This window comes from Streptomyces sp. BPTC-684, from assembly GCF_030028635.1.
Classification (GTDB): Bacteria; Actinomycetota; Actinomycetes; order Streptomycetales; family Streptomycetaceae; genus Streptomyces; species Streptomyces noboritoensis.
This window is the reverse complement of sequence record NZ_CP124863.1, coordinates 2,870,175-2,894,208: the sequence shown is the minus strand read 5'-3', so window position 1 is coordinate 2,894,208 and position 24,034 is coordinate 2,870,175. Positions and strand designations below refer to the sequence as shown.

The window sequence follows — 24,034 nt, the reverse complement described above, 5'->3', positions numbered from 1 at the left end:
GGATGCCCTCCGGCTCTTCGCAGGGGAGCCGAATCCTCATAGGGTGAGCAGTATTCGTACGGACGGAACGGTCGAGGAGGACCTGCGGTGAGCGAGACGAGCCCCAAGCTGCGCGCCGAGCTGGACGGCATCCCCACCTACAAGCCCGGCAAGCCCGCGGCCGCCGGCGGCCCGGTCGCCTTCAAGCTGTCCTCCAACGAGAACCCGTACCCGCCGCTGCCGGGGGTGATGGAGAGCGCCGTCGCCGCCGCCGGGAACTTCAACCGCTACCCGGACATGGCGTGCACCGGTCTGATGAACGAGCTGGCCGACCGCTTCGGGGTGCCGCTCTCGCACCTCGCCACCGGCACCGGCTCGGTCGGTGTGGCCCAGTCGCTGCTCCAGGCCACCTCCGGCCCCGGCGACGAGGTCATCTACGCCTGGCGCTCCTTCGAGGCGTACCCGATCATCACCCAGATCAGTGGAGCCACGTCCGTAAAGGTGCCGCTGACCTCCGGCGATGTACACGACCTGGACGCCATGGCCGAGGCCATCACCGACCGGACCCGGCTGATCTTCGTCTGCAACCCGAACAACCCGACCGGCACCGTGGTCCGCCGGGCGGAGCTGGAACGATTCCTCGACCGGGTGCCGTCGGACGTGCTGGTGGTCCTGGACGAGGCGTACAAGGAGTTCGTCCGCGACGCCGACGTGCCGGACGGTCTGGAGATCTACCGCGACCGCCCGAACGTGGCGGTGCTGCGCACCTTCTCGAAGGCGTACGGGCTCGCCGGGCTCCGGATCGGCTTCGCGGTCGCCCACGAGCCGGTGGCGGCGGCGCTGCGCAAGACGGCCGTCCCCTTCGGCGTCAGCCAGCTCGCCCAGGACGCGGCGGTCGCCTCGCTGCGCGCCGAGGACGAACTGCTCGGGCGCGTCGGCTCGTTGGTGTGCGAGCGCGACCGGGTGTACGAGGGCCTGGTCGGCCAGGGCTGGACCCTGCCCGAGTCGCAGGCGAACTTCGTCTGGCTGCGCCTCGGCGAGCGGACGGTCGAGTTCGCGCAGGCCTGCGAGGCGGCGGGCGTGGTGGTCCGGCCGTTCGCGGGCGAGGGCGTGCGGGTCACGATCGGTGAGACCGAGGCCAACGACCTCTTCCTGAAGGTGGCCGAGGGCTTCCGCAAGGCGAACTAGGGCACCGCGCCCTGAGGCTGGTCCGCGACGGCCCTAGGCCGGGTCCTGGAGGCGGTCCACCCGGATCCGGTCGCCGGTGCGGACCGTGGCGAGCAGCCTCGGGTCGCCGTCGATCCGGCCGACGACGTTGCACGCGCTCGCCAGGCGGCATTCGCCATCCCGCGAGACCGGCGTCGGGCCGTAGGGCAGCGCCAATGCGTCGCCCTCGGTCCAAAATGCCACCGTCCCCGGCTCCACCACCTCGCGCGCGTCCGACTCCAGCGTGGGGGAGACCGGGGTCTCGAAGTAGACCTCCTCGCCCCAGGTGCGGGCGGTGGAGACGATCGGAAGTGCTCCCGCGAGCGCCGCGCTCGTGGGGGTTTCTTCGAGGGTGGCGGTCAGCTGCCCAGCGGGCCACGAGATCCGTATCTGCATGAGCCGAAATTCAACAAGATGTTGAAGCTGCAGTGAAGAGGCGTCTCAAAAGGCGTCGTCCGGGGCTCGCCCCGCGCGGATCCCGCACAGAGGTACCCCCCGCCTGAAGGTCGCGGAAGCGTGTGCGACATAATGCTTGTGAATGTGAACGCGTTCACAAGCGTGTCCCGCTTCGTCCCGGAATCAGTGGGATCAGAGGGGCAAACTGCCGCTGTGATCACGGCGATGTAAGGAGATGACGTTGTGAATCTGGCTCTGGCGCCGGAAACACTGGCGCGATGGCAGTTCGGCATCACCACCGTCTACCACTTCCTCTTCGTGCCGCTCACGATCTCGCTCGCCGCGCTCACGGCCGGCCTGCAGACCGCGTGGGTGCGAACCGAGAACCAGAAGTACCTCAAGGCGACGAAGTTCTGGGGCAAGCTCTTCCTGATCAACATCGCGATGGGTGTCGTCACCGGCATCGTCCAGGAGTTCCAGTTCGGCATGAACTGGTCCGACTACTCGCGGTTCGTGGGTGACATCTTCGGCGCCCCGCTCGCCTTCGAGGCGCTCATCGCCTTCTTCTTCGAGTCGACCTTCATCGGCCTGTGGATCTTCGGCTGGGACAAGCTGCCGAAGAAGATCCACCTCGCCTGCATCTGGATGGTCTCGATCGGCACCATCCTCTCCGCGTACTTCATCCTGGCCGCCAACTCCTGGATGCAGCACCCGGTCGGCTACAAGCTCAACAAGGCCACCGGGCGCGCGGAGCTCACCGACTTCTGGCACGTGCTGACGCAGGACACCACCCTGGTGGTCGTCTTCCACACGCTCACCGCGGCCTTCCTCACCGGTGGCGCGTTCATGGTCGGCGTCTCCGCCATCCATCTGCGCCGCAAGAAGCACATCCCGGTGATGCGCACCTCGCTCCGGCTCGGCCTGGTCACGCTCGTCGTGGGCGGACTGCTCACGGCCGTCAGCGGCGACCAGCTCGGCAAGGTCATGTTCAAGCAGCAGCCCATGAAGATGGCGGCGGCCGAGGCGCTGTGGGACGGCGAGAAGTCGGCGCCCTTCTCGATATTCGCCTACGGAGACGTGGCCAAGGGCCACAACAGCGTCGAGATCTCGGTCCCGGGTCTGCTCTCCTTCCTCGCCGACAACAACTTCTCCTCGTACGTCCCCGGCATCAACGACGTGAACAAGCAGGAGCAGCAGAAGTACGGGCCCGGCGACTACCGGCCCAACATCCCGGTCACCTTCTGGGGCTTCCGCTGGATGATCGGCTTCGGCATGGCGTCCTTCGCCATCGGAGCCGTCGGCCTCTGGCTCACCCGCAAGAAGTTCCTGCTGGCACCCGGACTCAGGACCGGTGACGACGAGGTGCCGCATCTGGTCCTCTTCCGGAACAAGGCGCTCGGCTCCCGGCTGACCGGCTGGTACTGGTTCATCGCCATCTGGACGCTCGGCTTCCCGCTGATCGCCAACTCCTGGGGCTGGATCTTCACTGAGATGGGCCGTCAGCCCTGGGTCGTGTACGGCGTGCTGCGCACCAAGGACGCGGTCTCCCCCGGTGTCTCGCAGGGCGAGGTCCTCACCTCGATGATCGTCTTCACCCTGCTCTACGCCGTGCTCGCGGTGATCGAGGTGCGGCTGCTCGCGAAGTACGTCAAGGCCGGACCGCCCGAGCTCACCGAGTCCGACCTCAACCCGCCCACCAAGATCGGCGGGGACGACCGCGACCCCGACCGGCCGATGGCCTTCTCGTACTGAGGCTGAGGAGACAGAGGCATGGAACTCCACGACGTCTGGTTCGTACTCATCGCCGTCCTGTGGACCGGCTACTTCTTCCTGGAGGGCTTCGACTTCGGAGTCGGGATCCTCACGAAGCTGCTGGCCCGTGACCGCAAGGAGAAGCGGGTCCTGATCAACACGATCGGGCCCGTCTGGGACGGCAACGAGGTGTGGCTGCTGACCGCGGGCGGGGCGACCTTCGCCGCCTTCCCCGAGTGGTACGCCACGCTCTTCTCCGGCTTCTATCTGCCGCTGCTGATCATCCTGGTCTGTCTGATCGTGCGCGGTGTGGCCTTCGAGTACCGGGCGAAGCGGCCCGAGGAGAAGTGGCAGCGCAACTGGGAGGAGGCCATCTTCTGGACCTCGCTGATCCCGGCGTTCCTGTGGGGCGTGGCCTTCGGCAACATCGTGCGCGGAGTGAAGATCGACGCACACAAGGAGTACGTGGGCACCCTCTGGGACCTGCTCAACGGGTACTCGATCCTCGGCGGACTGGTGACGCTGTTCCTGTTCACCTTCCACGGCTCGGTCTTCACCTCCTTGAAGACCGTCGGTGAGATCCGCGAGCGGTCGCGGGCGCTGGCGCTGAAGCTGGGCCTGGTCACGGCCGTACTGGCACTCGCGTTCCTGATCTGGACGCAGGTCTCGCGGGGTGACACCAAGAGCCTGGTCGCGATGGTGATCGCGGTCGTGGCACTGGTCGGGGCGATCGGTGCGATCAAGGTCGGCCGCGAGGGCTGGTCGTTCGCGCTCTCGGGCATCACGATCGCGGCCGCCGTGGCGATGCTCTTCCTGACGCTCTTCCCGAACGTCATGCCGTCCTCGCTGCACGAGGAGTGGAACCTCACGGTCTCCAACGCCTCGTCGAGCCCGTACACGCTGAAGATCATGACCTGGTGCGCGGGCATCGCGACCCCGGTGGTGCTCCTCTACCAGGGCTGGACGTACTGGGTGTTCCGCAAGCGGATCGGCACACAGCACATCGCCGACGCGCACTGAGCCCGCACAGGGGGGTGTGTTTCACGTGAAACACACCCCCCGACCCATAGCCCCCTGACCCTTCGAGGGGATGTTTCACGTGAAACCGATCGACCCGCGACTGCTCCGATACGCCCGGGCCACCCGTCTCTTCCTCGCTGCCGTCGTCGCCCTCGGCCTGGTCGGGGCGGGGCTGGTCATCGCACAGGCGATGCTCATCGCCGAAGTGGTGGTGGGGGCGTTCCAGGACGACCTCGGCGCCGGTGGGCTGCGGACGCCCCTGCTGCTGCTCGGGGCCGTCGCGGTCGGGCGGGGGATCGTGTCCTGGCTGACCGAGCTGGCCGCCCACCGGGCGAGCGCGGCGGTCAAGTCGGAGCTGCGGGGGCGGCTTCTGGAGCGGGCGGCCCTGCTGGGGCCCGAGTGGCTCAGCGGTCAACGGACCGGCTCGCTGGTCGCGCTGGCCACCCGAGGAGTGGACGCGCTCGACGACTACTTCTCGCGCTATCTGCCGCAGTTGGGTCTCGCGGTGGTGGTGCCGGTGGCGGTGCTCGCCAGGATCGTCACCGAGGACTGGGTGTCGGCGGCGACCATCGTCGTCACCCTGCCGCTCATTCCGCTCTTCATGGCACTGATCGGCTGGGCCACCCAGGCGCAGACGGACCGCCAGTGGCGGCTCCTCTCCCGGCTGTCCGGGCACTTCCTGGACGTGGTCGCCGGGCTGCCGACGCTCAAGGTGTTCGGCCGGGCCAAGGCGCAGGCCGAGTCGATCCGGACGATCACCTCGGAGTACCGCCGGGCCACGCTGAAGACCCTGCGGATCGCGTTCCTGTCGTCGTTCGCGCTGGAGCTCCTCGCGACGCTGTCGGTGGCACTGGTCGCCGTCGGCATCGGCATGCGCCTGGTCCACGGCGATCTGGACCTCTACACCGGGCTGGTGATCCTGGTCCTCGCCCCGGAGGCGTATCTGCCCCTGCGGCAGGTCGGCGCGCAGTACCACGCGGCGGCGGAGGGCCTGGCGGCCGCCGAGGAGATCTTCGAGGTCCTGGAGACCCCGCTGCCCGAGGGCGGTACGGGCGCGGTGCCGGCCGGTCCCGTACGGATCGAGGTAGACGGGGTGACGGTGCGTCATCCGGGCCGAACCGAACCGTCGTTGGCGGCCGCTTCCCTGGTGGTGGAGCCGGGCGAGACGGTGGCACTGACCGGGCCGAGCGGGGTCGGGAAGTCGACGCTCCTCGGCGCGGTGCTGGGGTTCGTGGCGCCGGACGAGGGCCGGGTGCGGATCTCCGGCACCGATCTGGGCGCGCTCTCGCTGGAGCGGTGGCGCGAGCGGATCGCCTGGGTGCCCCAGCGGCCGCACCTGTTCGCCGGGACGATCGCGGAGAACGTACGCCTGGCACGGCCGGACGCGGACGACACGGCGGTACGGGATGCTCTGCGGGACGCGGGCGCCCTGGAGTTCGTGACCGCGCTGCCCGACGGCGCGGGGACCGAGCTCGGGGAGGGCGGCGCCGGGCTTTCGGCCGGGCAGCGCCAACGGATCGCGCTGGCAAGGGCGTTCCTCGCCGACCGGCCGGTCCTGCTGCTCGACGAGCCGACGGCGGCACTGGACGGGGCGACCGAGGCGGGCATCGTCGACGCGGTACGGAGGCTGTCGGTGGGCCGCACCGTACTGCTGGTGGTCCACCGCCCCGCCCTGCTCGCGGTCGCGGACCGGGTGGTGGAGCTGCGGTCGGCCGGGGATGGGAACAGCGGGGCCGCGCCGGGTGAGGGGGCGCGCGGGGCCGGTGAGGCGGGTGTTGCGACGACTTCCCGTACTGACGCCCTCGTACCGGATCCGGCCTTTGCTCCAGTTCCGGCTCCGGCCGTGGCTCCTGCTTCCGTTTCTGCCGGGCACGCCACCCCCCAGGACGTGCTCGCGCGGGTGCGCGGGGCCGCCGGGGGGCTGCGCGGGCGTCTGGCCTTGGCGTTGGTGCTGGGCGCGTTGGCGCTGGGGTCGGCCGTGGGGCTGATGGCCGTGTCCGGGTGGCTCATCTCGCGGGCCTCCGAGCAGCCGCCGGTGCTGTATCTGATGGTGGCCGTGACGGCGACCCGGGCGTTCGGCATCGGGCGGGCCGTGTTCCGGTACGCCGAGCGGCTGGTGTCCCACGACGCGGTGCTGCGCATGCTCGCCGAGGTGCGCGTCGCGGTGTACCGCAGGCTGGAGCGGATCGCCCCGGCCGGGCTGCGCTCCACCCGGCGCGGCGATCTGCTGTCCCGCCTGGTCGCGGACGTGGACGAGCTCCAGGACTATTGGCTGCGGTGGGCGCTCCCGGCCGCCGTGGCCGTGGTGGTCTCGGTGGCCAGTGCCGGGTTCACCGCCTGGCTGCTGCCCGAGGCCGGGGCGGTGCTCGCGATCGGACTGCTGGTCGCCGGAGTGGCCGTGCCGATGGTCAGCGGCGCGTGCGCACGTCGGGCCGAGCGCCAACTGGCGCCCGCACGCGGCCTCCTGGCCACCCGGGTGGCCGATCTGCTCACCGGAACGGGCGAGTTGACGGTCGCGGGCGCGCTCGGCCGCCGTACCAGGGAGGCGAAGGACGCCGACTCCGCGCTTACACGGATCGCGTCGCGGGCCGCTGCCGCCACCGCGCTCGGCGGCGGCCTCGCCGCGCTGACCTGCGGACTGACCGTGGCGGCCGCCGCCCTCGTCGGGGTTCAGGCCGTCGCCGCCGGGCGCCTGGACGGAGTGCGGCTCGCTGTCGTGGTCCTGGTGCCGCTCGCCGCCTTCGAGGCCGTCAACGGCCTGCCGCTCGCCGTACAGGCGCGCCAGCGGGTCCGGCGCAGCGCCGAGCGGGTGTACGAGGTGCTCGACGCCCCCGCGCCGGTGCGGGAGCCGGAGCACCCGGCCACCGCGCCCGCGTCGCCCTTCCCCCTGGAGGTGCGCGGGCTGGCGGCCCGCTACGACGGGCAGAGCCGGGACGCGCTGAGCGACTTCACGCTGACGCTCACCCCGGGCCGCCGCGTCGCCGTCGTCGGGACCTCCGGATCCGGCAAGACCACGCTCGCCCAGGTGCTGCTGCGCTTCCTGGACGCGCGCGAGGGCACGTACCGGATCGGCGGGAAGGACGCGGCGGAGCTCGCGGGCGACGACGTCCGCCGCCTCGTCGGCCTCTGCGCCCAGGACGCCCACATCTTCGACAGCTCCGTACGCGAGAACCTGCGGCTGGCCCGTCCCGGCGCGGACGAGGACGCGCTGCGCGACGCGCTGGCGGCGGCCCGGCTGCTCGACTGGGTGGACGGGCTGCCCGACGGCCTCGACACGCTCGTCGGGGAGCACGGCGCCCGGCTCTCGGGCGGCCAGCGCCAGCGGCTCGCGCTGGCCCGTGCGCTCCTGGCCGACTTCCCGGTGCTCGTCCTGGACGAACCCGCCGAGCACCTGGACCTGGCGACGGCCGACGCGCTCACGGCGGATCTGCTCCGGGCGACGGAGGGCCGGACGACCGTGCTGATCACCCACCGGCTGCGCGGCCTGGAAGCCGTGGACGAGGTGGTGGTGCTGGCCGAGGGGCGGGCCGTGCAGCGCGGGGCGTACGACGAGCTCGCCCTGGTCGACGGGGAGCTGCGGCGGATGCTGGAGCGCGAGCGCGACAGCGACCTCCTCCAGGAGGCCCGCCCGGCCTGAGGCGGGTTCCGTGCCGGGGCTCCGCCTTGCCTCTCGCCAGGCCCGACTTTCCTCGCCAATTGGGACTTACTAGGCTCAAGGGCATGTCAGTGCCGGATCCGAAGGACCCCCAGGACACCAAGGACCATGACGCGCTCGAAGCGGCGACCCTGGCCACCCGAAGCCTCCAGGGTCTGTCCACCGAGCTCACCGCGCGCGTGCCGCAGCTGCTTGAGGCGATGCGTTCCGTGGGGACCGGCCTGGAGCTGCACTCCACGCTCGACCGGATCTGCGAGACCGCCGCCGAGCTGGCCGACGCCCGGTACGCCGCGATCGGGGTCGTCGACGAGGCGGGCACGGGGCTCTCCGACTTCGTGACCTACGGCGTCACGTTCGAGGAGGCCGCCGCCATCGGCCGACGCCCGGACGGCCACCGGGGGCTGCTCGGCTGGCTGATCCACCACCCCGAGCCGCTGCGGCTCGAGGACCTCTCCGCGGATGCGCGCTCGGCGGGATTCCCCGCGCACCACCCGCCGATGCGGACCTTCCTCGGGGTTCCCATCCGGGTGCAGGGCGAGGTCTTCGGGAACCTCTATCTCACGGAGAAGAACGGCGGGGCCGAGTTCAACGACTACGACCTGCACATGATGCGGGTGCTGGCCACCGAGGCGGGCATCGCGATCGGCAACGCCCGGCTGTACGAGGCGGCGCGCCAGCGCGAGCGGTGGATCGACGGATCGGTCGCCGTCACCACCGCGCTGCTCTCGGGCGGCGACGCGGACGACGCCCTGGAGGTCGTCGCCGAGCAGGCCCGGCACCTCGCGGACTCCGCCGCCGGAATCGTGCTGCTGCCCGCCGAGGAGGGCGGCCTGGAGATCGTCGCCGTCGCCTCCGACGAACCCGGCTCGGTGCTGGGCGTGGTGATTCCGCCGGAGAGCCCGGTCGTCGCGACGCTTCTGGACGGCGAGGCGGTTTTCGTGGACGACGCGGCGACCGACGCCCGCATGATCACCAAAGTCGCGGAGCGGTACGGGCCGAGCATGCTGCTGCCGCTGCACAGCGGCGGCCGGGTGCTGGGCGCGCTCGCCACCCCCCGCGCGCGGGGAGGCCGCCCGTTCACCGAGGCGGAGCGGACGCTGGCCACCCAGTTCGCCTCGCAGGCGGCGCTCGCGCTGATGATGGCGGAGGCGCAGCGGGACCGGGAGCGGCTCGCGGTGTACGAGGACCGCGACCGGATCGCCCGTGACCTCCACGACCTGGTCATCCAGCGGCTGTTCGCCACCGGGATGATGCTGGAGGGCGCCCAGCGCAAGTCGGTCGTGCCCGAGGTGCAGCGGGGCGTCGGCAAGGCCGTCGACGAGCTGGACGTGACGATCCAGGAGATCCGCACGGCGATCTTCGCGCTCCAGCAGGGCCCGGCGGAGGCGCCCTCCGGGCTGCGCACCCGGGTCCTGAGGGAGATCAACATGGCGGCCGTGCCGCTCGGCTTCAAGCCCGCGCACCGCTTCGTCGGCCCGGTCGACGCACTGGTCGGTGAGCTGACCGGCAAGAACCTCATCGCGGCCCTGCGCGAGGCGCTGTCCAACGCCTTCCGGCACGCCGGGGCCTCGCGTATCGAGGTCGTCGTGGACGCCACCGTCCAGCTCCCGGACGGGAGTCAGGGCGTGCGGCTCACCGTCGCGGACGACGGCGTCGGCATCCCCGAGGGCGGCCGCCGCAGCGGCCTGCGCAACCTGCGGCGGCGCGCGGAGGCGCTGGGCGGATCCAGCACGTACGGGCCCGGGACCGGGGAGGACGGCGGCGGGACGACAGTGGTGTGGGAGGCCCCGCTGTAAGGGGTGGGCCGGGAGCAGGCCGAACCCCGACTGCCGAACGGGGCGTGGGCGCCTCGATCCCGTATCTGTACGCCACTTGGGCGGAGCGGCCCCCGGGCGAGAGGTGTGTTTCACGTGAAACATGCTCCGGCCGCGCGACGATCCGGGCATGCCTCTCGGACACCTGTGCAGGGCCCTCGTGCTGGTCCTGTGTGTCCTCGCCGGGCCGCTCACTCCCGCCGCCACGGCCGCCGACGACCCCGATGTGCCCCGTACGAGCCTGGCGGTGGCCCGGCTGTATCTGGACGCCGCCCATGCGACCACCGCGTATGAGCAGGGCAGACGCGCGGCCGAGGCCCAGCGGGCGAAGGCGGAGTGGCTCGACAGGCTCCTCGCCGACCGGCGGCGCGATCTCGTACGTCTCCATGACGACATGGGCCGGGTGGCCCGGGCGCAGTACCGGACCGGCGGGAACATGGCGTACACCGCACAGTTGCTGCTCGCCGACGACCCCGAAGAGCTGATGCGCGGTCAGCGGCTTGCCTGGCAGGCCGATATGGCCGTGACCCGGCTGTACGGGAAGGCGCGCCGCGCGGAAGGGCGGCTCACGACGGCCCAGCGGCGGGCCCAGGACGCCTGGCGCGACCTCGCGGACCGCAGGGACGAGCTGGAACGCGTCAAGAAGTCCATCGCCGCGCGCCTGGAGGAGGCGCGCTGGGAGCTCCAGGGCGAGGCCGACCGGAGCGTGGCGGCGGGGCAGTGCCGTGGTGCCGTACGCCTTGAGGAGCCGTCGGGCTCACGCCCCGTGAGTGCGTGGACTGCGCCCGTGGAGACGTACCGGCTGTCGGCGGGCTTCGACAGCGCGGGCGAGCGCTGGGCTCGGCGTCACACCGGCCAGGACTTCGCGGTGGACATCGGTACTCCCGTACGGGCGGTCGGCGCGGGCCGGGTCGTCTCCGTGTCGTGCGGCGGCGGCTTCGGGATCGAGATCGTCGTCGGGCATCCCGGCGGCTACTACTCGCAGTACGCGCATCTGGCGGCGGTCACCGTGGACCAGGGCGACCGGGTGAGCACCGGCCAGTGGATCGGCCAGGCCGGTACCACCGGCAACTCGACCGGCCCGCACCTCCACTTCGAGATCCGGGTGACCCCCGAGATGGGTTCGGCGGTCGATCCGGTGCGGTGGCTTAGCGAGCGCGGGGTGACGCTGCGCGGCAACGCCGCCGAGTCGGAACCGGACGGGCCGTGACGCCGGTGTGCCGCTGACGCGCGCGTTGCCGCGGGGTGCTGTGGGAGTGCGGCTCAGAGCGAGGCGAGGATCTGCTCGATGACGACCGCCACGCCGTCGTCGTTGTTGGCGACCGTGTGACCCGAGGCGGCGGCCACGACGTCCGGGTGGGCGTTGCCCATGGCGTACGAGGTGCCTGCCCAGGTGAGCATCTCCACGTCGTTGGGCATGTCGCCGAAGGCGACGACCTCGGCGGGGGTGATGCCGCGCTCGGCGCAGCACAGTTCGAGGGTGGACGCCTTGGAGACGCCGGGTCCGCTGATCTCCAGGAGCGCGGTGGGACTCGACCGGGTGATCTCGGCGCGCGCCCCCACGGCCTCGCGGGCCAGCGCCAGGAAGTCGTCGGGCGGCAGCTCCGGGTGGTGGGCGAGCACCTTGAGGATGGGCTCACCGACCGTCTCGGCGTCCTCGGCCAGCAGCTTCTCGGCGGGCGCGATGCTGCTGGCGGCGTCCAGCAGCATCGGCGGATACGCCAGTTCGTGGTGGAGCCCGCCGGTCTGCTCGACGGCGAAGGACGTGCCCGGGGCGGCGGCGCGCAGGACCTCGACGACGTCCAGGGCGGCCGCACGCTCCAGCGGGCGGACCTTGACGAACCGGTGCTCGCCGACGCCGTCGTGCAGATCGACGACGGCCGCACCGTTGCCGCAGATGGCCAGGCCGTGGCCGTGGACGTGGTCGCTGACGACGTCCATCCAGCGGGCGGGGCGGCCGGTGACGAAGAAGACCTCGATGCCCGCCTCCTCGGCGGCCGCGAGTGCCGCGACCGTACGTTCCGAGACGGACTTGTCGTCGCGCAGCAGCGTGCCGTCCAGGTCGGTCGCGATGAGCCGGGGGACGACGGGGACGGGCTGCTCGGCGGGGAGGGGCTCGGTAGCTGAGGTCACAGATCTCATTCTCCCGTACAGGGCGCACGGGCGTGCGAGGGAGCGCACAGGTGAGTACGCACGCTGGGGCATGCGGGGCGCAGGGGGCGCATGAGGTTCCTGACTGCCCACGGTGGGGCTGGAGCGACCTCAGGGGCGATGGCGGGACGCCGGGAGTGTCAGAGGAAGCCGTTAGTGTCGTAGGTATGCGTCTGAGCACTGTGATTCTTCCGGTACGCCGCTGGCACGACGGCGGTCGCGACGAGTGGCTGCGAGCCGAGGAACTGGGCTTCCACACCGCGTACACCTACGACCACCTGTCCTGGCGGACGTTCCGCGACGGGCCGTGGTTCGGCGCGGTGCCGACGCTGACCGCCGCTGCGGCCGCCACCTCGCGGATGCGGCTCGGCACGCTGGTCACCTCGCCGAACTTCAGGCATCCGGTGACCCTCGCCAAGGACCTGATAACGCTCGACGACGTCTCGAACGGCCGGATCACGCTCGGCATCGGGGCCGGTGGCAACGGCTTCGACGCCACCGCCCTGGGCCAGCAGGCGTGGACGCCGCGCGAGCGGGCCGACCGCTTCGCCGAGTTCGTGCCGCTGCTCGACCGTCTGCTGACCGAGGAGGCGGTGACGTTCGAGGGCACCTTCTACTCGGCCGTCGAGGCGCGCAACATCCCCGGCTGTGTGCAGCGGCCGCGGCTGCCGTTCGCCGTGGCGGCGACCGGTCCGCGCGGCCTGAAGCTGGCGGCGCGGCACGGGCAGGCGTGGGTGACCACGGGCGACCCGAAGCTCTTCGAGACGGGCACGCCCGACCAGTCGGTCGAGGCGATCCGCGGACAGATCAAGAAGCTCGGCGAGGCCTGCGACGACATCGGCCGTGATGTGGACGAGCTGGACAAGATCCTGCTCACCGGCTTCACACCGGAGCCCGGGCGGGTGCTGGAGTCGCTCGACTCCTTCGTGGACTTCGCGGGCAGGCACTTCGAGCTCGGCGTGACGGAGATCGTTCTGCACGCGCCGATCCCGGACTCGACCTTCGCCGCCGACCGGAAGGTGTTCGAGCAGATCGCCACGGAGGGGCTGGCACAACTGCGCTGACGCGACGCGGGCGCTGGCGCCGCCCCTTCGCCTTCCCGCGTCCGTACGGCGTGCGCGCTCAGTTCTTGGTGCGTACGCGTCCGCTCAGCCAGGGCGTGAGCGCGCCGCCGAGGACGAGCTCCTTGTACGTCTCGTCGCCGGGCAGCGGCACCACCAGCCACCACCCCGGCGGGAAGAAGCGGCCCTTGACGTACGCCAGGTCGCCGTAGACCGAGCGGAGGAAGGCGGGGACCGCGTCGCGCGGCACGTCGTCGAACTCCACACCGTCGACGGTGATCTTCGCGTCGTCCTCCGTGAAGAGCTGCACGGTGACGGCGGGAGAGCCGCCGAGCTCGACGAACGCCTCGTGCGGAAGCGAGCCGTCCGGGTCCAGGACGGTGAACGCCCCGGCCGAGCTGCGGCGCGAGGAGCGGTCGGCGCCTATGTCGTGGGTGACCTCGACGGCGAGGTGGTGCGCGTGGGCGACCTCGCGGATCGCGGCGACGGCGCTCTCGGTGCTGGGCAGACGCGGATGTGCCATGCCGTCGATCATCTCAGCCGCGGACCGTGACCCGACCGGCATACCCTGACAACGGCGACGGACCTCATTCCGGAAAGCGCAGGTACTTCACTCCGGAAGGCGCAGGTACTTCGGCGGTACGGAGTCGGTGAGCCACACCCCGTTCGTGCTGATGTGGAAGACATGGCCGTCCCGTCGCATCGCCGCGGCGTCCACGCTCAGGACGATCGGGCGGCCGCGCCGGGCGCCGACCCGGGTCGCCGTCTCGCGGTCGGCGGAGAGGTGCACATGGTGGCGGGCCATCGGCCGCAGCCCCTCGGCCCGGATCGCGGCCAGGCTGCGGGCCACGGTGCCGTGGTAGAGGTACGGGGGCGGCTCGGCGGCCGCCAGGCCCAGGTCGACGGCGACGGTGTGGCCCTGACTGGCCCGGATCCGGTCGCCCTCGATCGCGAACCGGCGCTTGTCGTTGACGGCGACGACATGGTCGAGCTCGGCGCGGGTGATGGGGAAGTGGTGCGCGGCCGCCGCCCGCAGCAGGGTGGCGATCTCGACCCAGCCGTGCGGGTCCAGGGTCAGCCCGATGCGTTCGGGCTGGTGGCGCAGGTGTTTCGACAGGTACTTGGACACCTTCACGGTGCGTCTGTCGTCCGGTGTTTCGGCCATGGCGCCAGGGTGCCGGGCAGGGACCGTCCCGGCACCCCAATTTTCCGTAGGCGTCGTGCTTTGACCGCCAGTGGCCCGGCCTCGACCGTTACCGTCCCGCCTTGAGCTGCTCGGCCGCCCAGCGGGCCCACTCCTCGTGCATCGCGCTGAGCCGCTTGCCGTACTCCAGGGCCAGGCGGCCGTGGAGGGAGAGCGGGTCGTCGTCCCACTCGATCGAGGCCTCCGCCTCCTTGAGGCCGGCGAGCCGGCGGGCGGAGCGCTCGGCCTCGGTCAGCAGGTACGTCTGCGCCTCCAGCGGGGTGAGGAGGCCGAGGAAGAAGACGCGCAGCAGGGAGTCGCTGCGGCGGGTGCGGGAGGGCTCGGTCTCGATGAGCCAGTGGCGCAGCTCGGCCCGGCCCGGGTCGGTGATGGCGTACTCCTTGCGGCCCCGGGGGCCCTCGGCCGCCACCTCGACCAGGCCGGAGTCGGCGAGCTTGCCCAGCTCGCCGTAGACCTGGCTCTGGGTCGCCGACCAGACGTGGGAGAGCGAGGTCTCGAACAGTTTCATCAGGTCATAGCCGCTGGCCGGACGTTCGGCCAGCAGGCCCAGGACCGCGTGACGAAGGCTCATGACCCTCACTTTACATTCCACTCTTGACACATCAATGCAGGAACCTCTATTTTTGACATGTCGAAGTTGGAATGTGGAGCGGGTGAGAGCCCGGTGAAGGGGGACTCCCATGAACTACCTGCGCGGATTCATCCCGTGGATCGTCTTCGCCGCCGTCGGCAGCGAGCACTGGCAGTGGGGCGCGGTCGCCGCACTCGCCGTGGGAGCCTGGCTGTTCTCCATCGACCGCAAGCGCGGCGCGGCGGCCGACTCGCTGATTCTGGAGCAGTCCACCATCGCCTTCTTCGCCGCGCTGAGCGTGGTGGCCTTCGCGGCGCCGGACAGCGGACTGCGGGAGTACGGCGGGGCGCTGGCCACCGGGTGGCTCGCCCTCACCGCCTGGGCGACGCTGGCCGTCCGGCGGCCCTTCACCACCGGGATAGCCAAGCGGCAGGCGCCGCGCGAGGTGTGGGACAACCCGGTGTTCCTGCGCATCAACGTGGTGCTGACCGCGGCCTGGGCCACCGCCTTCACCGCCACCGCCGCCGGGCTCGCCGTCGTCCATGCCGAGTCGCTGGGCAGCGCCGCCGCGATAGCCGTGCAGGTCGCCGGGTTCGCGGTGCCCGCGCTCTTCACCGCCGAGTACCCCGAGCGTGCCCAGCGCGCCGCTCAGGCCGCCAAAGTGACCGCAATCACGCAGTGATGACGATCAGTTAGGTTTGATCCACAGGCAAGTGCGGTTATCCACAGGGCTTGTGGCTAATCTGTGGACAACGGCCGGGTCGAGAGAACGTCCAACGTACGGGACTGGACCTCCCGTTCGGCCGCTGCGGAGATGAACGCGGCGACGTTCTCCGGGCCGACCAGGGCCTGTACGGCCCGGACCGTGTGCGCGGGCAGGGTGACCGGCCCGGGGTCGGGATCGGCCGGGGCGGCCGGGGTCGTGGCGCCGAGGTGCTGCTGGAGGTGCCGGGTGGCGAACAGGCGCATGGCCCGGGCCAGTTCGGCGTCCACGGTCTGCTGGGCGAGCGGGCGCAGCCGACGCACCAGACCGGCGGCCTCCGCGGCCTCCGCGTCGGTGGGCGGACGGTGGCCCAGATAGCGGGCGAAGACGTGCTCGGTGGTGAAGTCGAGGAAGCGGGCGGCGATGTGCTCCACCTGGCCGCGCAGCTCGCGCAGATGCCCGGAGATGGCGTCCAGGGGGACCCCGGCCGCGTGCAGCTCGGCGGCGACCGCCAGCTCCTGCGGGCTGGGGACCAGGAACTCGCGGTCGTTGCCGGGGATGCGCTCCAGGATGCCCAGTTCGACCGCTTCGGCGACGGCCTCGTCGTCGGGCTCGCCGCCGAAGGTGGCATCGAGATCGTCCCGGGAGATCCGGGCGGCCTCCTCGTCGGTCCAGGGCCCGTTGACCTCGGCGACCAGGCCGAGGACACCGCCCAGGCCGCGGCCCGCGTCCCAGGCCTCCAGGAGTTCCTTGATGGAGGCCAGGGTGTAACCGCGGTCGAGCAGATCGGCGATCTGGCGCAGCCGGGCCAGATGGGTCTCGCCGTACACATTGGACCGGCCGCGCCGCTCCGGCCTGGGCAGCAGGCCCCGGTCCTGGTAGGCGCGGATCGTACGGACCGTGGCGCCGCTCGCATGGGCCAGGTCCTCGATGCGGTACTCGCAGGAGGGGAGGGAGTGTGGAGCCGCTTGCTGCGGCGCAGGCGGGACCGCCTGCTGAGCCGGTGACCGGACCGGCGCCGCCGATGGCTGTGTTGCTGGCTGCCCGGACAAACCGTCTCCCTCTACCCCAGGGCGGCGCGGCCGACCGCACCCGCTGCCACACGGGCCGCCGGCGAGGTCGCGAGATATTCGACGGCCTTGCGCAGGGAGCCCTCCTGCGAGGGATGGTACGACCGCCGGAAGTAGCGGGGTATGGCCGCGCCGAGCTCCTTCCAGCTGGGCAGCAGCCCGCGCCGTACCGCCCGGTTGTGCTCGCGCAGCGAGTAGCGCAGCCGGCCGGCGAGCTGGGGGTCGTGGCGGATCAGATAGGAGGCGCCCCAACCCCACAGCCAGAGCAGCACCGGGGCGACCACGACCATGCCCTCCACCCGGCGGGCATAGCGGGGCAGGCCCTCGCCGCCGCAGTGCTGGTACATGTCAAAGGCGACGGCGCGGTGTTCGACCTCCTCGGCACCGTGCCAGCGCAGCAGGTCGAGCATGATCGGGTCCGAGCCGGCCCGGTCGAGGGCCTCGGCGTGCAGCACCCAGTCCCCCAGGACCGCGGTGAACTGTTCGATCGCGGCGATCAGCGAGAGCCGGAAGCGCAACCACTCCTGGGTCGGTATCGGCGCGCCGAACGGGGGCCGCTCACCGAGGAGTTTGTCGAAGAGGAAGTCGACGTGGCGGGTGTAGGCGGCGGTGTCGAGGCGCTGCTCGGCGAGGTGGTCGAGGACGTAGGCGTGCTGGACGCTGTGGGTGGCCTCCTGGCCCATGAAGCCCTTGACGTCCTTGAGCAGCACCGGGTCGGTGACCAGCGGAAGGGCTTCCTTGAAGACCTTCACGAACCACCGCTCGCCCGCCGGCAGGAGCAGGTGGAGGACGTTGATGACATGGGTGGCGGTGGGCTCGTCCGGTATCCAGTGCAGGGGGGTCTCGTGCCAGTCGAACGAGACCCGCCGCGGGGTGATCCTGTAGTGCTCCGGGCCCGCGCCCTCCAGGCGCTCCGTGCTCACAGCGGCGGCTCCAATCGGGCGATCGCGCGCAGGGTGCGGGGCGCGAAGCGGGACATGAGGTGGGCGCCGCGGGCCTCGGGCGTCACCGGCACCACGGCCTGGTTCTTCACGACCGCGCGCAGGATCGCCGTGGCGACCTTCTCCGGCGGGTAGTTGCGCAGGCCGTACAGCCGGGCGGACTTCTTCTGGCGGCGCTTCTCCTCGGTCTCGTCGACCCCGGCGAAGCGGGCGGTGGAGGTGATGTTGGTGTTGACGAAGCCGGGGCAGATGGCGCTGACGCCGATGCCCTGCCCGGCCAGTTCGGCGCGCAGGCACTCGCTGAGCATCAGCACCGCCGCCTTGGTGGTGGAGTAGGCGGGCAGCGCCTTGGAGGGCTGGTAGGCGGCGGCCGAGGCGGTGTTGACGATGTGGCCGCCCTGGCCGCGGTCGGCCATCTGCTTGCCGAAGATCCGGCAGCCGTGGATGACGCCCCACAGATTGACGTCGAGGACCTTCTTCCAGTCCTCGGTGGTGGTGTCGAAGAACGAGCCGGAGAGGCCGATCCCGGCGTTGTTCACCAGGACGTCCACGATGCCGTACTCGGCGGCGACCTTCTCGGCGAGCTTCTCCATGGCCTGCTCGTCGCTGACGTCGACCGTCTCGGCCCAGGCCTGGGGGGCGCCGATGAGCCGGGACATGTCGGCGGTCCGGGCCGCCCCCTCCGCGTCCCGGTCCACGGCCACGATCCGCGCCCCGGCCTCCGCGAACGCGAAGGCGGTGGCCCGGCCGATGCCGCTGGCCGCGCCGGTGACCAGGACCAGCTGGCCGCCGAAGCGGTCCGCGTACGGGCCGGTGGCCACGGCGTCCTGGGCCGGGACGCCGTCCTCGTTGGCGGTGACGAACTCGGTGATCCAGGCGGCCAGGCGGTCGGGCCGGGTGCGCGGGATCCAGTGCTTGGCGGGCAGGGTGCGGCGGACCAACTGGGGCGCCCAGAGCTCCAGTTCGTCGTAGAGCCGCTCGGAGAGGAACGCGTCGCCGGTCGGCGTGATCAGCTGCACCGGCACGTGCGCGTACGCGTCGGCGCGCGGGCGGCGCAGCCGGGCCCGGACGTTGTCCCGGTAGAGCCAGGCGCCGTGCGCCGCGTCCTGGGACAGGGACGACGTGGGGTAGTCGCCGGAGGGGACCTTCTCCACCCGTTCGAGGATCTTCGGCCACCGCTTGCCGAGCGGGCCGCGCCAGGCGAGCTCGGGGAGGACCGGGGTGTGCAGCATGTACACGTACCAGGACTTGGCGCCCTGGCCGAGCAGCTGGCCCACCCGGCGCGGGGTCGGGCGGGTCATCCGGTTCTTGATCCAGTGCCCGAAGTGGTCGAGGGACGGGCCGGACATCGAGGTGAAGGAGGCGATCCTGCCCTCGGTGCGCTTGACGGTGGCGAACTCCCAGGCCTGTACGGACCCCCAGTCGTGGCCGACCAGGTGCACCGGCCTGTCGGGGCTCACCGCGTCGACGACCGCCAGGAAGTCGTCGGTCAGCTTCTCCAGGGTGAAGCCGCCGCGCAGCGGGGCCGGAGCGGTCGAGCGGCCGTGGCCCCGTACGTCGTACAGCACGACGTGGAAGCGCTCGGCCAGCCGACCGGCGACCTCCGACCAGACCTCCTTGCTGTCCGGATAGCCGTGCACGAGCACCACGGTCGGCTGCTGCGGGTCGCCGAGTTCGGCGACGCACAGCTCGATCCCTCCCGTGCGCACCCAGCGCTCGCGCGCGCCCTCCATGCCGTTGCCCGCCGGCTCTCCCACGCTCACGCCGTCTTCTCCTCGGCCCAGCGCCGCACATGCGGCAGATCGTCGTCCAGCCAGAACGCGCTCTGCTCGGGGTCCTTGGAGTCGGTGACGACCAGGACCTCCTCGAACTTCGCGCCCGTACCCCGGAACCCGAGGTGCGGCTCGACCGCCCACAGCCCCGGCCGGGGCGGGTGGTCGGAGAACTTGTAGGGGCTCCACAGCGGCGACCAGCCGTCGCGGTGGCCGTGCAGCGCGTCGCTCGCCAGGCCCTTGAGGGACTGGGTGCCGAACCCGAACACATTCGGCGACCAGCGGCGCTCCTTGACCTGGTCGACCTTGTGGGCGATCACGCCGAACGGGTACGCGCGGTGCCGGTTGGCGTAGCCCTGGCGGACCATGAGCCGGTCCACGTCCTCGTAGATCTCGCGCAGCGGGCGCCGCTCGCGGACCTCGCGCAGGATCAGCTCGCGGTGCGCCTCCAGATCGGCGAGGAGCCGGTCGTGCACGGGGTTGAGGCCCAGACAGCCCGAATAGCCGATGTCGGCCGTGAAGCCCTTGTAGACCGGGGCCATGTCGAGGATGAACGGCATCCCCGCCTCCAGCCTCCGGTTGGTGGGGAAGAACTGGAGCGGGATGCGGAAGTTCACGAACGCCGTACGGTCCCCGAACCACGCGAACGGCAGGTGGAACCAGTCCCGCACACCGCGCTCGCGCAGCCACTCCCGCTGCATACGGGCCGCCTCGCGCTCCGTCACGCCCGGCTTGAGCTGGGCCGCGACGGCCTCCGCGCACTCATAGGCGAGCCGCTGCACTTCCCTGAACCCGCTGAGCCGCGCGTCGAGTTCCGTCTTGACCGCCGTTGGCATCGCGCCCACACCCCTGTCGCCGTACGCGTGCGTAACTTGACACTGATGAATGTGACAATGCCCGGCGGCTACGTCAAGGGTTCCGGGCCCACCTGTGGACGACGAGCCCGTTGTGGAAAACCCGATCCCCCTACGGCGGGCGTTTCTCAGGGTCCCGTCACTCTTCCGTAGGGGGCATCCAAGGGTCCGTACCTCTGGAGTCGGACACGGATACAGCCGCCTGGTCTGACGATCGATGTGGTCTGCGCCACTACCTTCGAAGGGTGAATGTGATCGCGACCGAAAGCCTGAGCAAGCGGTTCCCCCGGGTGACCGCGCTTGACCGGCTCTCCTTGGACATCGGGCCCGGTGTGACCGGCCTGGTGGGTGCCAACGGAGCCGGCAAGTCGACGTTGATCAAGATCCTCCTCGGCCTCTCCCCGGCCACGGAGGGCACTGCCGCGGTGCTCGGCCTCGACGTCGCCACCAGCGGCGGCGCGATCCGTGAACGCGTCGGCTACATGCCGGAGCACGACTGCCTGCCGCCCGACGTCTCGGCCACCGAGTTCGTCGTGCACATGGCGCGCATGTCGGGCCTCCCGGTGACCGCCGCCCGCGAGCGCACCGCCGACACCCTGCGCCACGTGGGCCTCTACGAGGAGCGGTACCGCCCGATCGGCGGCTACTCGACCGGGATGAAGCAGCGCGTCAAGCTCGCCCAGGCGCTCGTCCACGACCCCCAGCTGGTCCTGCTCGACGAGCCGACCAACGGGCTCGACCCGGTCGGCCGCGACGAGATGCTCGGCTTGATCCGCCGCATCCACACCGACTTCGGCATCTCCGTCCTGGTCACCTCGCACCTGCTCGGCGAGCTGGAGCGCACCTGTGACCACGTAGTGGTCATCGACGGCGGCAAGCTGCTGCGGTCCAGCTCCACCAGCGACTTCACCCAGACCACCACCACACTCGCGGTCGAGGTCACCGACTCCGACGCGCACCCGGACGGCACCGAGGCCGTGCGCGGCGCGCTTCTCGCGGCCGGCATCACGCTCCACGCGGGCGTGGAGGAAGGCCTGCCGGGCGCCGGGCACATCCTGCTCGTGGAGGCGGCGGGCGAGGAGACCTACGACGTGGTGCGCGACACCGTCGCCGGGCTCGGCCTCGGGCTCGTACGGATGGAGCAGCGCCGCCATCACATCGCGGAGGTCTTCAAGACCCCGGCGCAGGCCCCGGAGCCGGTCTCCGAGCGTGCCGCCGCCGCTGTGTTCGATCAGCGACCTCCGGCCGCGGGCGCGACCGCCGCCGCACAGCAGAACGGAGGCGGCAGCCATGGCAGCTGAGGCCGCAGGGACTCGGATGACGCAGAACCAGATCGCCCAGACCCAGATCCACAACATCGGCTACCGCAACTACGACGGCCCGCGCCTGGGCCGGGCGTACGCACGGCGCTCGCTCTTCTCGCAGTCGCTGCGCGGGGCGTACGGACTGGGCCGCAGCGCCAAGTCCAAGGTGCTGCCGATGCTGCTCTTCGCGGTGATGTGCCTGCCCGCGGCCATCATGGTCGCGGTCGCCGTCGCCACCAAGGCCAACGACCTGCCGGTGGACTACACGCGCAACGCGATCCTGATGCAGGCCGTCATCGGCCTCTTCATCGCGGCGCAGGCCCCCCAGACCGTCTCGCGCGACCTGCGGTTCCGCACCGTGCCGCTGTACTTCTCGCGGCCCATCGAGCGCGTGGACTACGTCCTCGCCAAGTTCGCGGCGATGGCCTCGGCGCTCTTCATCCTCACGGCGGCGCCGCTCGTCGTGCTCTACGTGGGCGCGCTGCTCGCCAAACTCGACTTCGCGGACCAGACCAAGGGGTTCGCACAGGGACTGGTCTCCGTGGCGCTGCTCTCGCTCCTGTTCGCCGGCATCGGCCTGGTGGTCTCGGCGCTCACCCCGCGCCGCGGCTTCGGTGTCGCGGCCGTCATCGCCGTCCTGACCATCTCCTACGGGGCGGTCTCCGCGGTCCAGGGCGTCGCCTTCGACCAGCAGTCCACCGGGTCCATCAAGTGGTTCGGGCTCTTCTCCCCCATCACGCTCGTCGACGGGGTGCAGACCGCCTTCCTCGGCGCGACCTCGGCCTTCCCGGGCCGTGAGGGGCCGGGCGCCGGAGCCGGCGCGGTGTATCTGCTCGTCGTCCTCGCGCTGATCGCCGGCTCGTACGCCGTCCTGATGCGCCGCTACCGGAAGGTCGGACTGTGACGACCATCGACATCGACCACACCTCCCGCTGGTTCGGCAACGTGGTGGCCGTCAACGACGTCACCATGTCGATCGGCCCCGGGGTGACCGGACTGCTCGGCCCCAACGGCGCCGGAAAGTCCACGCTCATCAACATGATGGGTGGTTTCCTCGCCCCCTCGACGGGAAGCGTGACGCTCGACGGGCGCCCCATCTGGCGCAACGAGGACGTCTACCGGCAGATCGGCATCGTCCCCGAGCGGGAGGCGATGTACGACTTCCTGACCGGCCGCGAGTTCGTCGTCGCCAACGCCGAGCTGCACGGACTCGGGGCCAAGGAGGCCCAGCGGGCGCTCGCCACGGTCGAGATGGAGTACGCGCAGGACCGCAAGATCCAGACGTACAGCAAGGGCATGCGCCAGCGCGTGAAGATGGCGTCCGCGCTGGTCCACGACCCCTCGGTGCTGCTGCTCGACGAGCCGTTCAACGGCATGGACCCGCGCCAGCGCATGCAGCTGATGGAGCTGCTGCGGCGGATGGGCGCCGAGGGCCGCACCGTCCTGTTCTCCTCGCACATCCTCGAAGAGGTCGAGCAGCTCGCCGCGCACATCGAGGTGATCGTGGCCGGGCGGCACGCGGCGAGCGGTGACTTCCGCAAGATCCGCCGGCTGATGACCGACCGCCCGCACCGCTATCTGATCCGCTCCAGTGACGACCGCGCGCTCGCCGCCGCGCTGATCGCCGACCCCTCGACGGCCGGGATCGAGGTCGACCTCAAGGAGGGCGCGCTGCGCATCCAGGCGGTCGACTTCGGGCGGTTCACGACACTGCTCCCGCAGGTCGCGAAGGCGCACGGGATCCGTCTGCTCACCGTCTCGCCGTCCGACGAGTCGCTCGAATCCGTCTTCTCCTACCTCGTAGCGGCCTGAAAGGAGCTGTGAGCGTCATGTACAACCCCACAGTCGCCCGGCTCACCTACCGGGCCCTGCTCGGCCGCCGCCGGGCCGCCATCCTCTGCGTGCTGCCGGTCCTGCTGATCGTCATCTCGGCGGCGGTACGGTCCTTCAGCGGCGCCGACGACCAGGTCGCGGCCGATCTGCTCGGCGGGTTCGCGCTCGCCACGATGGTCCCGCTGATCGGTGTCATCGCGGGCACCGGAGCCATCGGCCCCGAGATCGACGACGGCTCGATCGTCTATCTGCTGGCCAAGCCGGTGAAACGCCCGACGATCATCTTCACCAAACTGATCGTGGCGATCGCGGTGACCATGGCCTTCTCGGCTGTCCCCACCTTCATCGCCGGAATGATCCTCAACGGCAACGGCCAGCAGATCGCGATCGCCTACACGGTCGCGGCCCTGGTCGCCTCGATCGCGTACGCGGCGGTCTTCCTGCTCCTGGGCACGGTCACCCGGCACGCGGTGGTCTTCGGCCTGGTCTACGCGCTGGTCTGGGAGAGCCTGTTCGGCAACCTGGTCCCGGGCGCGCGCACGCTGAGCGTCCAACAGTGGTCGCTCGCCCTCGCCGAGCGGATCGGCACGAACGGCTTCATCACCTCGGACGTCGGCCTGCCCGTCGCCGTCGTCCTGCTGACGGCGGTCACGGTCCTGGCGACCTGGTACGCGGGCCAGAAGCTGCGGACGCTGAAGCTGGCCGGGGAGGAGTGACCCCGGGAGCGGGCGTCACCCTCCCGCGACCC

The 24,034-nt window shown here is 71.2% G+C and carries 21 protein-coding genes; 12 read left to right on the top strand and 9 right to left on the bottom strand.

The genetic code is table 11. The annotated features are described in order from the left end of the window. The first annotated feature begins 87 nt into the window (after positions 1–87). On the top strand, positions 88–1,167 hold the full coding sequence (gene hisC / locus QIY60_RS12865; RefSeq protein WP_283142537.1) for a histidinol-phosphate transaminase: 1,080 nt from the start codon (positions 88–90) through the stop codon (positions 1,165–1,167). 33 nt (positions 1,168–1,200) lie between these two features. On the opposite strand, the gene QIY60_RS12860 is transcribed toward hisC, so the two are convergent. Beyond that, complete coding sequence (locus QIY60_RS12860) at positions 1,201–1,581, bottom strand: cyclophilin-like fold protein (protein WP_283142536.1); 381 nt, start codon at positions 1,579–1,581, stop codon at positions 1,201–1,203. Between the two features lie 243 nt (positions 1,582–1,824). On the opposite strand from QIY60_RS12860, the gene QIY60_RS12855 reads away from it, so the two are divergent. The 5 genes from QIY60_RS12855 (at position 1,825) to QIY60_RS12835 (ending at position 11,032) form a co-directional block, all read left to right on the top strand. Beyond that, the gene (locus QIY60_RS12855) at positions 1,825–3,333 is read left to right on the top strand and encodes a cytochrome ubiquinol oxidase subunit I (RefSeq protein ID WP_283142535.1); all 1,509 of its coding nucleotides are present in this window, start codon (positions 1,825–1,827) and stop codon (positions 3,331–3,333) included. A gap of 18 nt (positions 3,334–3,351) precedes the next feature. Then, positions 3,352–4,353, top strand: coding sequence for a cytochrome d ubiquinol oxidase subunit II (cydB, locus tag QIY60_RS12850; protein WP_283142534.1), 1,002 nt, complete (start codon positions 3,352–3,354; stop codon positions 4,351–4,353). A gap of 79 nt (positions 4,354–4,432) precedes the next feature. Further along, positions 4,433–7,990 carry a thiol reductant ABC exporter subunit CydD gene (cydD, locus tag QIY60_RS12845; RefSeq protein ID WP_283142533.1) on the top strand — a complete coding sequence of 1,186 codons (3,558 nt, stop codon included), beginning with the start codon at positions 4,433–4,435 and terminating at the stop codon, positions 7,988–7,990. Between the two features lie 83 nt (positions 7,991–8,073). Continuing rightward, the gene (locus tag QIY60_RS12840) at positions 8,074–9,804 is read left to right on the top strand and encodes a GAF domain-containing protein (RefSeq protein WP_283142532.1); all 1,731 of its coding nucleotides are present in this window, start codon (positions 8,074–8,076) and stop codon (positions 9,802–9,804) included. Between the two features lie 148 nt (positions 9,805–9,952). Further along, entirely contained in the window at positions 9,953–11,032 is a 1,080-nt protein-coding gene (locus QIY60_RS12835) for a M23 family metallopeptidase (RefSeq protein WP_283142531.1), read from the top strand. A gap of 53 nt (positions 11,033–11,085) precedes the next feature. On the opposite strand, the gene QIY60_RS12830 is transcribed toward QIY60_RS12835, so the two are convergent. Next, on the bottom strand, positions 11,086–11,964 hold the full coding sequence (locus QIY60_RS12830; RefSeq protein WP_283142530.1) for a Cof-type HAD-IIB family hydrolase: 879 nt from the start codon (positions 11,962–11,964) through the stop codon (positions 11,086–11,088). A gap of 176 nt (positions 11,965–12,140) precedes the next feature. Between QIY60_RS12830 and QIY60_RS12825 the strand changes: the two genes are divergently transcribed. Continuing rightward, complete coding sequence (locus QIY60_RS12825; protein WP_266981743.1) at positions 12,141–13,037, top strand: LLM class flavin-dependent oxidoreductase; 897 nt, start codon at positions 12,141–12,143, stop codon at positions 13,035–13,037. 58 nt (positions 13,038–13,095) lie between these two features. Here QIY60_RS12825 and QIY60_RS12820 read toward each other — a convergent pair whose 3' ends face one another. From QIY60_RS12820 to QIY60_RS12810, 3 genes are all read right to left on the bottom strand, one after another. Beyond that, complete coding sequence (locus QIY60_RS12820; RefSeq protein ID WP_283142529.1) at positions 13,096–13,557, bottom strand: hypothetical protein; 462 nt, start codon at positions 13,555–13,557, stop codon at positions 13,096–13,098. An 87-nt stretch (positions 13,558–13,644) separates the two neighbouring features. Next, the gene (locus QIY60_RS12815; RefSeq protein ID WP_283142528.1) at positions 13,645–14,199 is read right to left on the bottom strand and encodes an RNA 2'-phosphotransferase; all 555 of its coding nucleotides are present in this window, start codon (positions 14,197–14,199) and stop codon (positions 13,645–13,647) included. An 88-nt stretch (positions 14,200–14,287) separates the two neighbouring features. Further along, a complete protein-coding gene (locus QIY60_RS12810; protein ID WP_283142527.1) occupies positions 14,288–14,809 on the bottom strand; it encodes a PadR family transcriptional regulator in 522 nt (173 codons plus the stop codon). A 109-nt stretch (positions 14,810–14,918) separates the two neighbouring features. Between QIY60_RS12810 and QIY60_RS12805 the strand changes: the two genes are divergently transcribed. Next, entirely contained in the window at positions 14,919–15,491 is a 573-nt protein-coding gene (locus QIY60_RS12805) for a hypothetical protein (RefSeq protein WP_283142526.1), read from the top strand. A gap of 56 nt (positions 15,492–15,547) precedes the next feature. Here QIY60_RS12805 and QIY60_RS12800 read toward each other — a convergent pair whose 3' ends face one another. From QIY60_RS12800 to QIY60_RS12785, 4 genes are all read right to left on the bottom strand, one after another. Next, positions 15,548–16,444 carry a MerR family transcriptional regulator gene (locus QIY60_RS12800; protein WP_283145912.1) on the bottom strand — a complete coding sequence of 299 codons (897 nt, stop codon included), beginning with the start codon at positions 16,442–16,444 and terminating at the stop codon, positions 15,548–15,550. Between the two features lie 131 nt (positions 16,445–16,575). Beyond that, the gene (locus QIY60_RS12795) at positions 16,576–17,505 is read right to left on the bottom strand and encodes a metal-dependent hydrolase (protein ID WP_283142525.1); all 930 of its coding nucleotides are present in this window, start codon (positions 17,503–17,505) and stop codon (positions 16,576–16,578) included. After that, complete coding sequence (locus QIY60_RS12790) at positions 17,502–19,256, bottom strand: SDR family oxidoreductase (protein ID WP_283145911.1); 1,755 nt, start codon at positions 19,254–19,256, stop codon at positions 17,502–17,504. The genes QIY60_RS12795 and QIY60_RS12790 overlap by 4 nt, the downstream gene beginning before the upstream one ends. Positions 19,257–19,282: 26 nt before the next feature. Next, entirely contained in the window at positions 19,283–20,131 is an 849-nt protein-coding gene (locus tag QIY60_RS12785; protein WP_283142524.1) for a M24 family metallopeptidase, read from the bottom strand. A 269-nt stretch (positions 20,132–20,400) separates the two neighbouring features. On the opposite strand from QIY60_RS12785, the gene QIY60_RS12780 reads away from it, so the two are divergent. The 4 genes from QIY60_RS12780 to QIY60_RS12765 are packed head-to-tail and all read left to right on the top strand — an operon-like array spanning position 20,401 to position 24,002. Next, a complete protein-coding gene (locus QIY60_RS12780) occupies positions 20,401–21,450 on the top strand; it encodes an ABC transporter ATP-binding protein (protein ID WP_283145910.1) in 1,050 nt (349 codons plus the stop codon). Positions 21,451–21,466: 16 nt separating this feature from the next. Continuing rightward, a complete protein-coding gene (locus tag QIY60_RS12775) occupies positions 21,467–22,357 on the top strand; it encodes an ABC transporter permease subunit (protein ID WP_283142523.1) in 891 nt (296 codons plus the stop codon). Beyond that, on the top strand, positions 22,354–23,265 hold the full coding sequence (locus QIY60_RS12770; RefSeq protein ID WP_283142522.1) for an ABC transporter ATP-binding protein: 912 nt from the start codon (positions 22,354–22,356) through the stop codon (positions 23,263–23,265). The genes QIY60_RS12775 and QIY60_RS12770 overlap by 4 nt, the downstream gene beginning before the upstream one ends. A 17-nt stretch (positions 23,266–23,282) precedes the next feature. Continuing rightward, entirely contained in the window at positions 23,283–24,002 is a 720-nt protein-coding gene (locus tag QIY60_RS12765) for an ABC transporter permease subunit (RefSeq protein ID WP_283142521.1), read from the top strand. The last annotated feature ends 32 nt before the right edge of the window (positions 24,003–24,034 follow it).

Bases quoted from the DNA above. Each gene is read 5' to 3' on its own strand.
- QIY60_RS12815 (WP_283142528.1), bottom strand. From the start codon at position 14,199: ATGGCCGAAACACCGGACGACAGACGCACCGTGAAGGTGTCCAAGTAC.
- cydB (WP_283142534.1), top strand. From the start codon at position 3,352: ATGGAACTCCACGACGTCTGGTTCGTACTCATCGCCGTCCTGTGGACC.
- QIY60_RS12810 (WP_283142527.1), bottom strand. From the start codon at position 14,809: ATGAGCCTTCGTCACGCGGTCCTGGGCCTGCTGGCCGAACGTCCGGCC.
- QIY60_RS12805 (WP_283142526.1), top strand. From the start codon at position 14,919: ATGAACTACCTGCGCGGATTCATCCCGTGGATCGTCTTCGCCGCCGTC.
- QIY60_RS12820 (WP_283142529.1), bottom strand. From the start codon at position 13,557: ATGGCACATCCGCGTCTGCCCAGCACCGAGAGCGCCGTCGCCGCGATC.
- QIY60_RS12835 (WP_283142531.1), top strand. From the start codon at position 9,953: ATGCCTCTCGGACACCTGTGCAGGGCCCTCGTGCTGGTCCTGTGTGTC.
- QIY60_RS12790 (WP_283145911.1), bottom strand. From the start codon at position 19,256: ATGGAGGGCGCGCGCGAGCGCTGGGTGCGCACGGGAGGGATCGAGCTG.
- QIY60_RS12825 (WP_266981743.1), top strand. From the start codon at position 12,141: ATGCGTCTGAGCACTGTGATTCTTCCGGTACGCCGCTGGCACGACGGC.
- QIY60_RS12765 (WP_283142521.1), top strand. From the start codon at position 23,283: ATGTACAACCCCACAGTCGCCCGGCTCACCTACCGGGCCCTGCTCGGC.
- QIY60_RS12785 (WP_283142524.1), bottom strand. From the start codon at position 20,131: ATGCCAACGGCGGTCAAGACGGAACTCGACGCGCGGCTCAGCGGGTTC.
- QIY60_RS12830 (WP_283142530.1), bottom strand. From the start codon at position 11,964: ATGAGATCTGTGACCTCAGCTACCGAGCCCCTCCCCGCCGAGCAGCCC.
- QIY60_RS12860 (WP_283142536.1), bottom strand. From the start codon at position 1,581: ATGCAGATACGGATCTCGTGGCCCGCTGGGCAGCTGACCGCCACCCTC.
- QIY60_RS12775 (WP_283142523.1), top strand. From the start codon at position 21,467: ATGACGCAGAACCAGATCGCCCAGACCCAGATCCACAACATCGGCTAC.
- QIY60_RS12840 (WP_283142532.1), top strand. From the start codon at position 8,074: ATGTCAGTGCCGGATCCGAAGGACCCCCAGGACACCAAGGACCATGAC.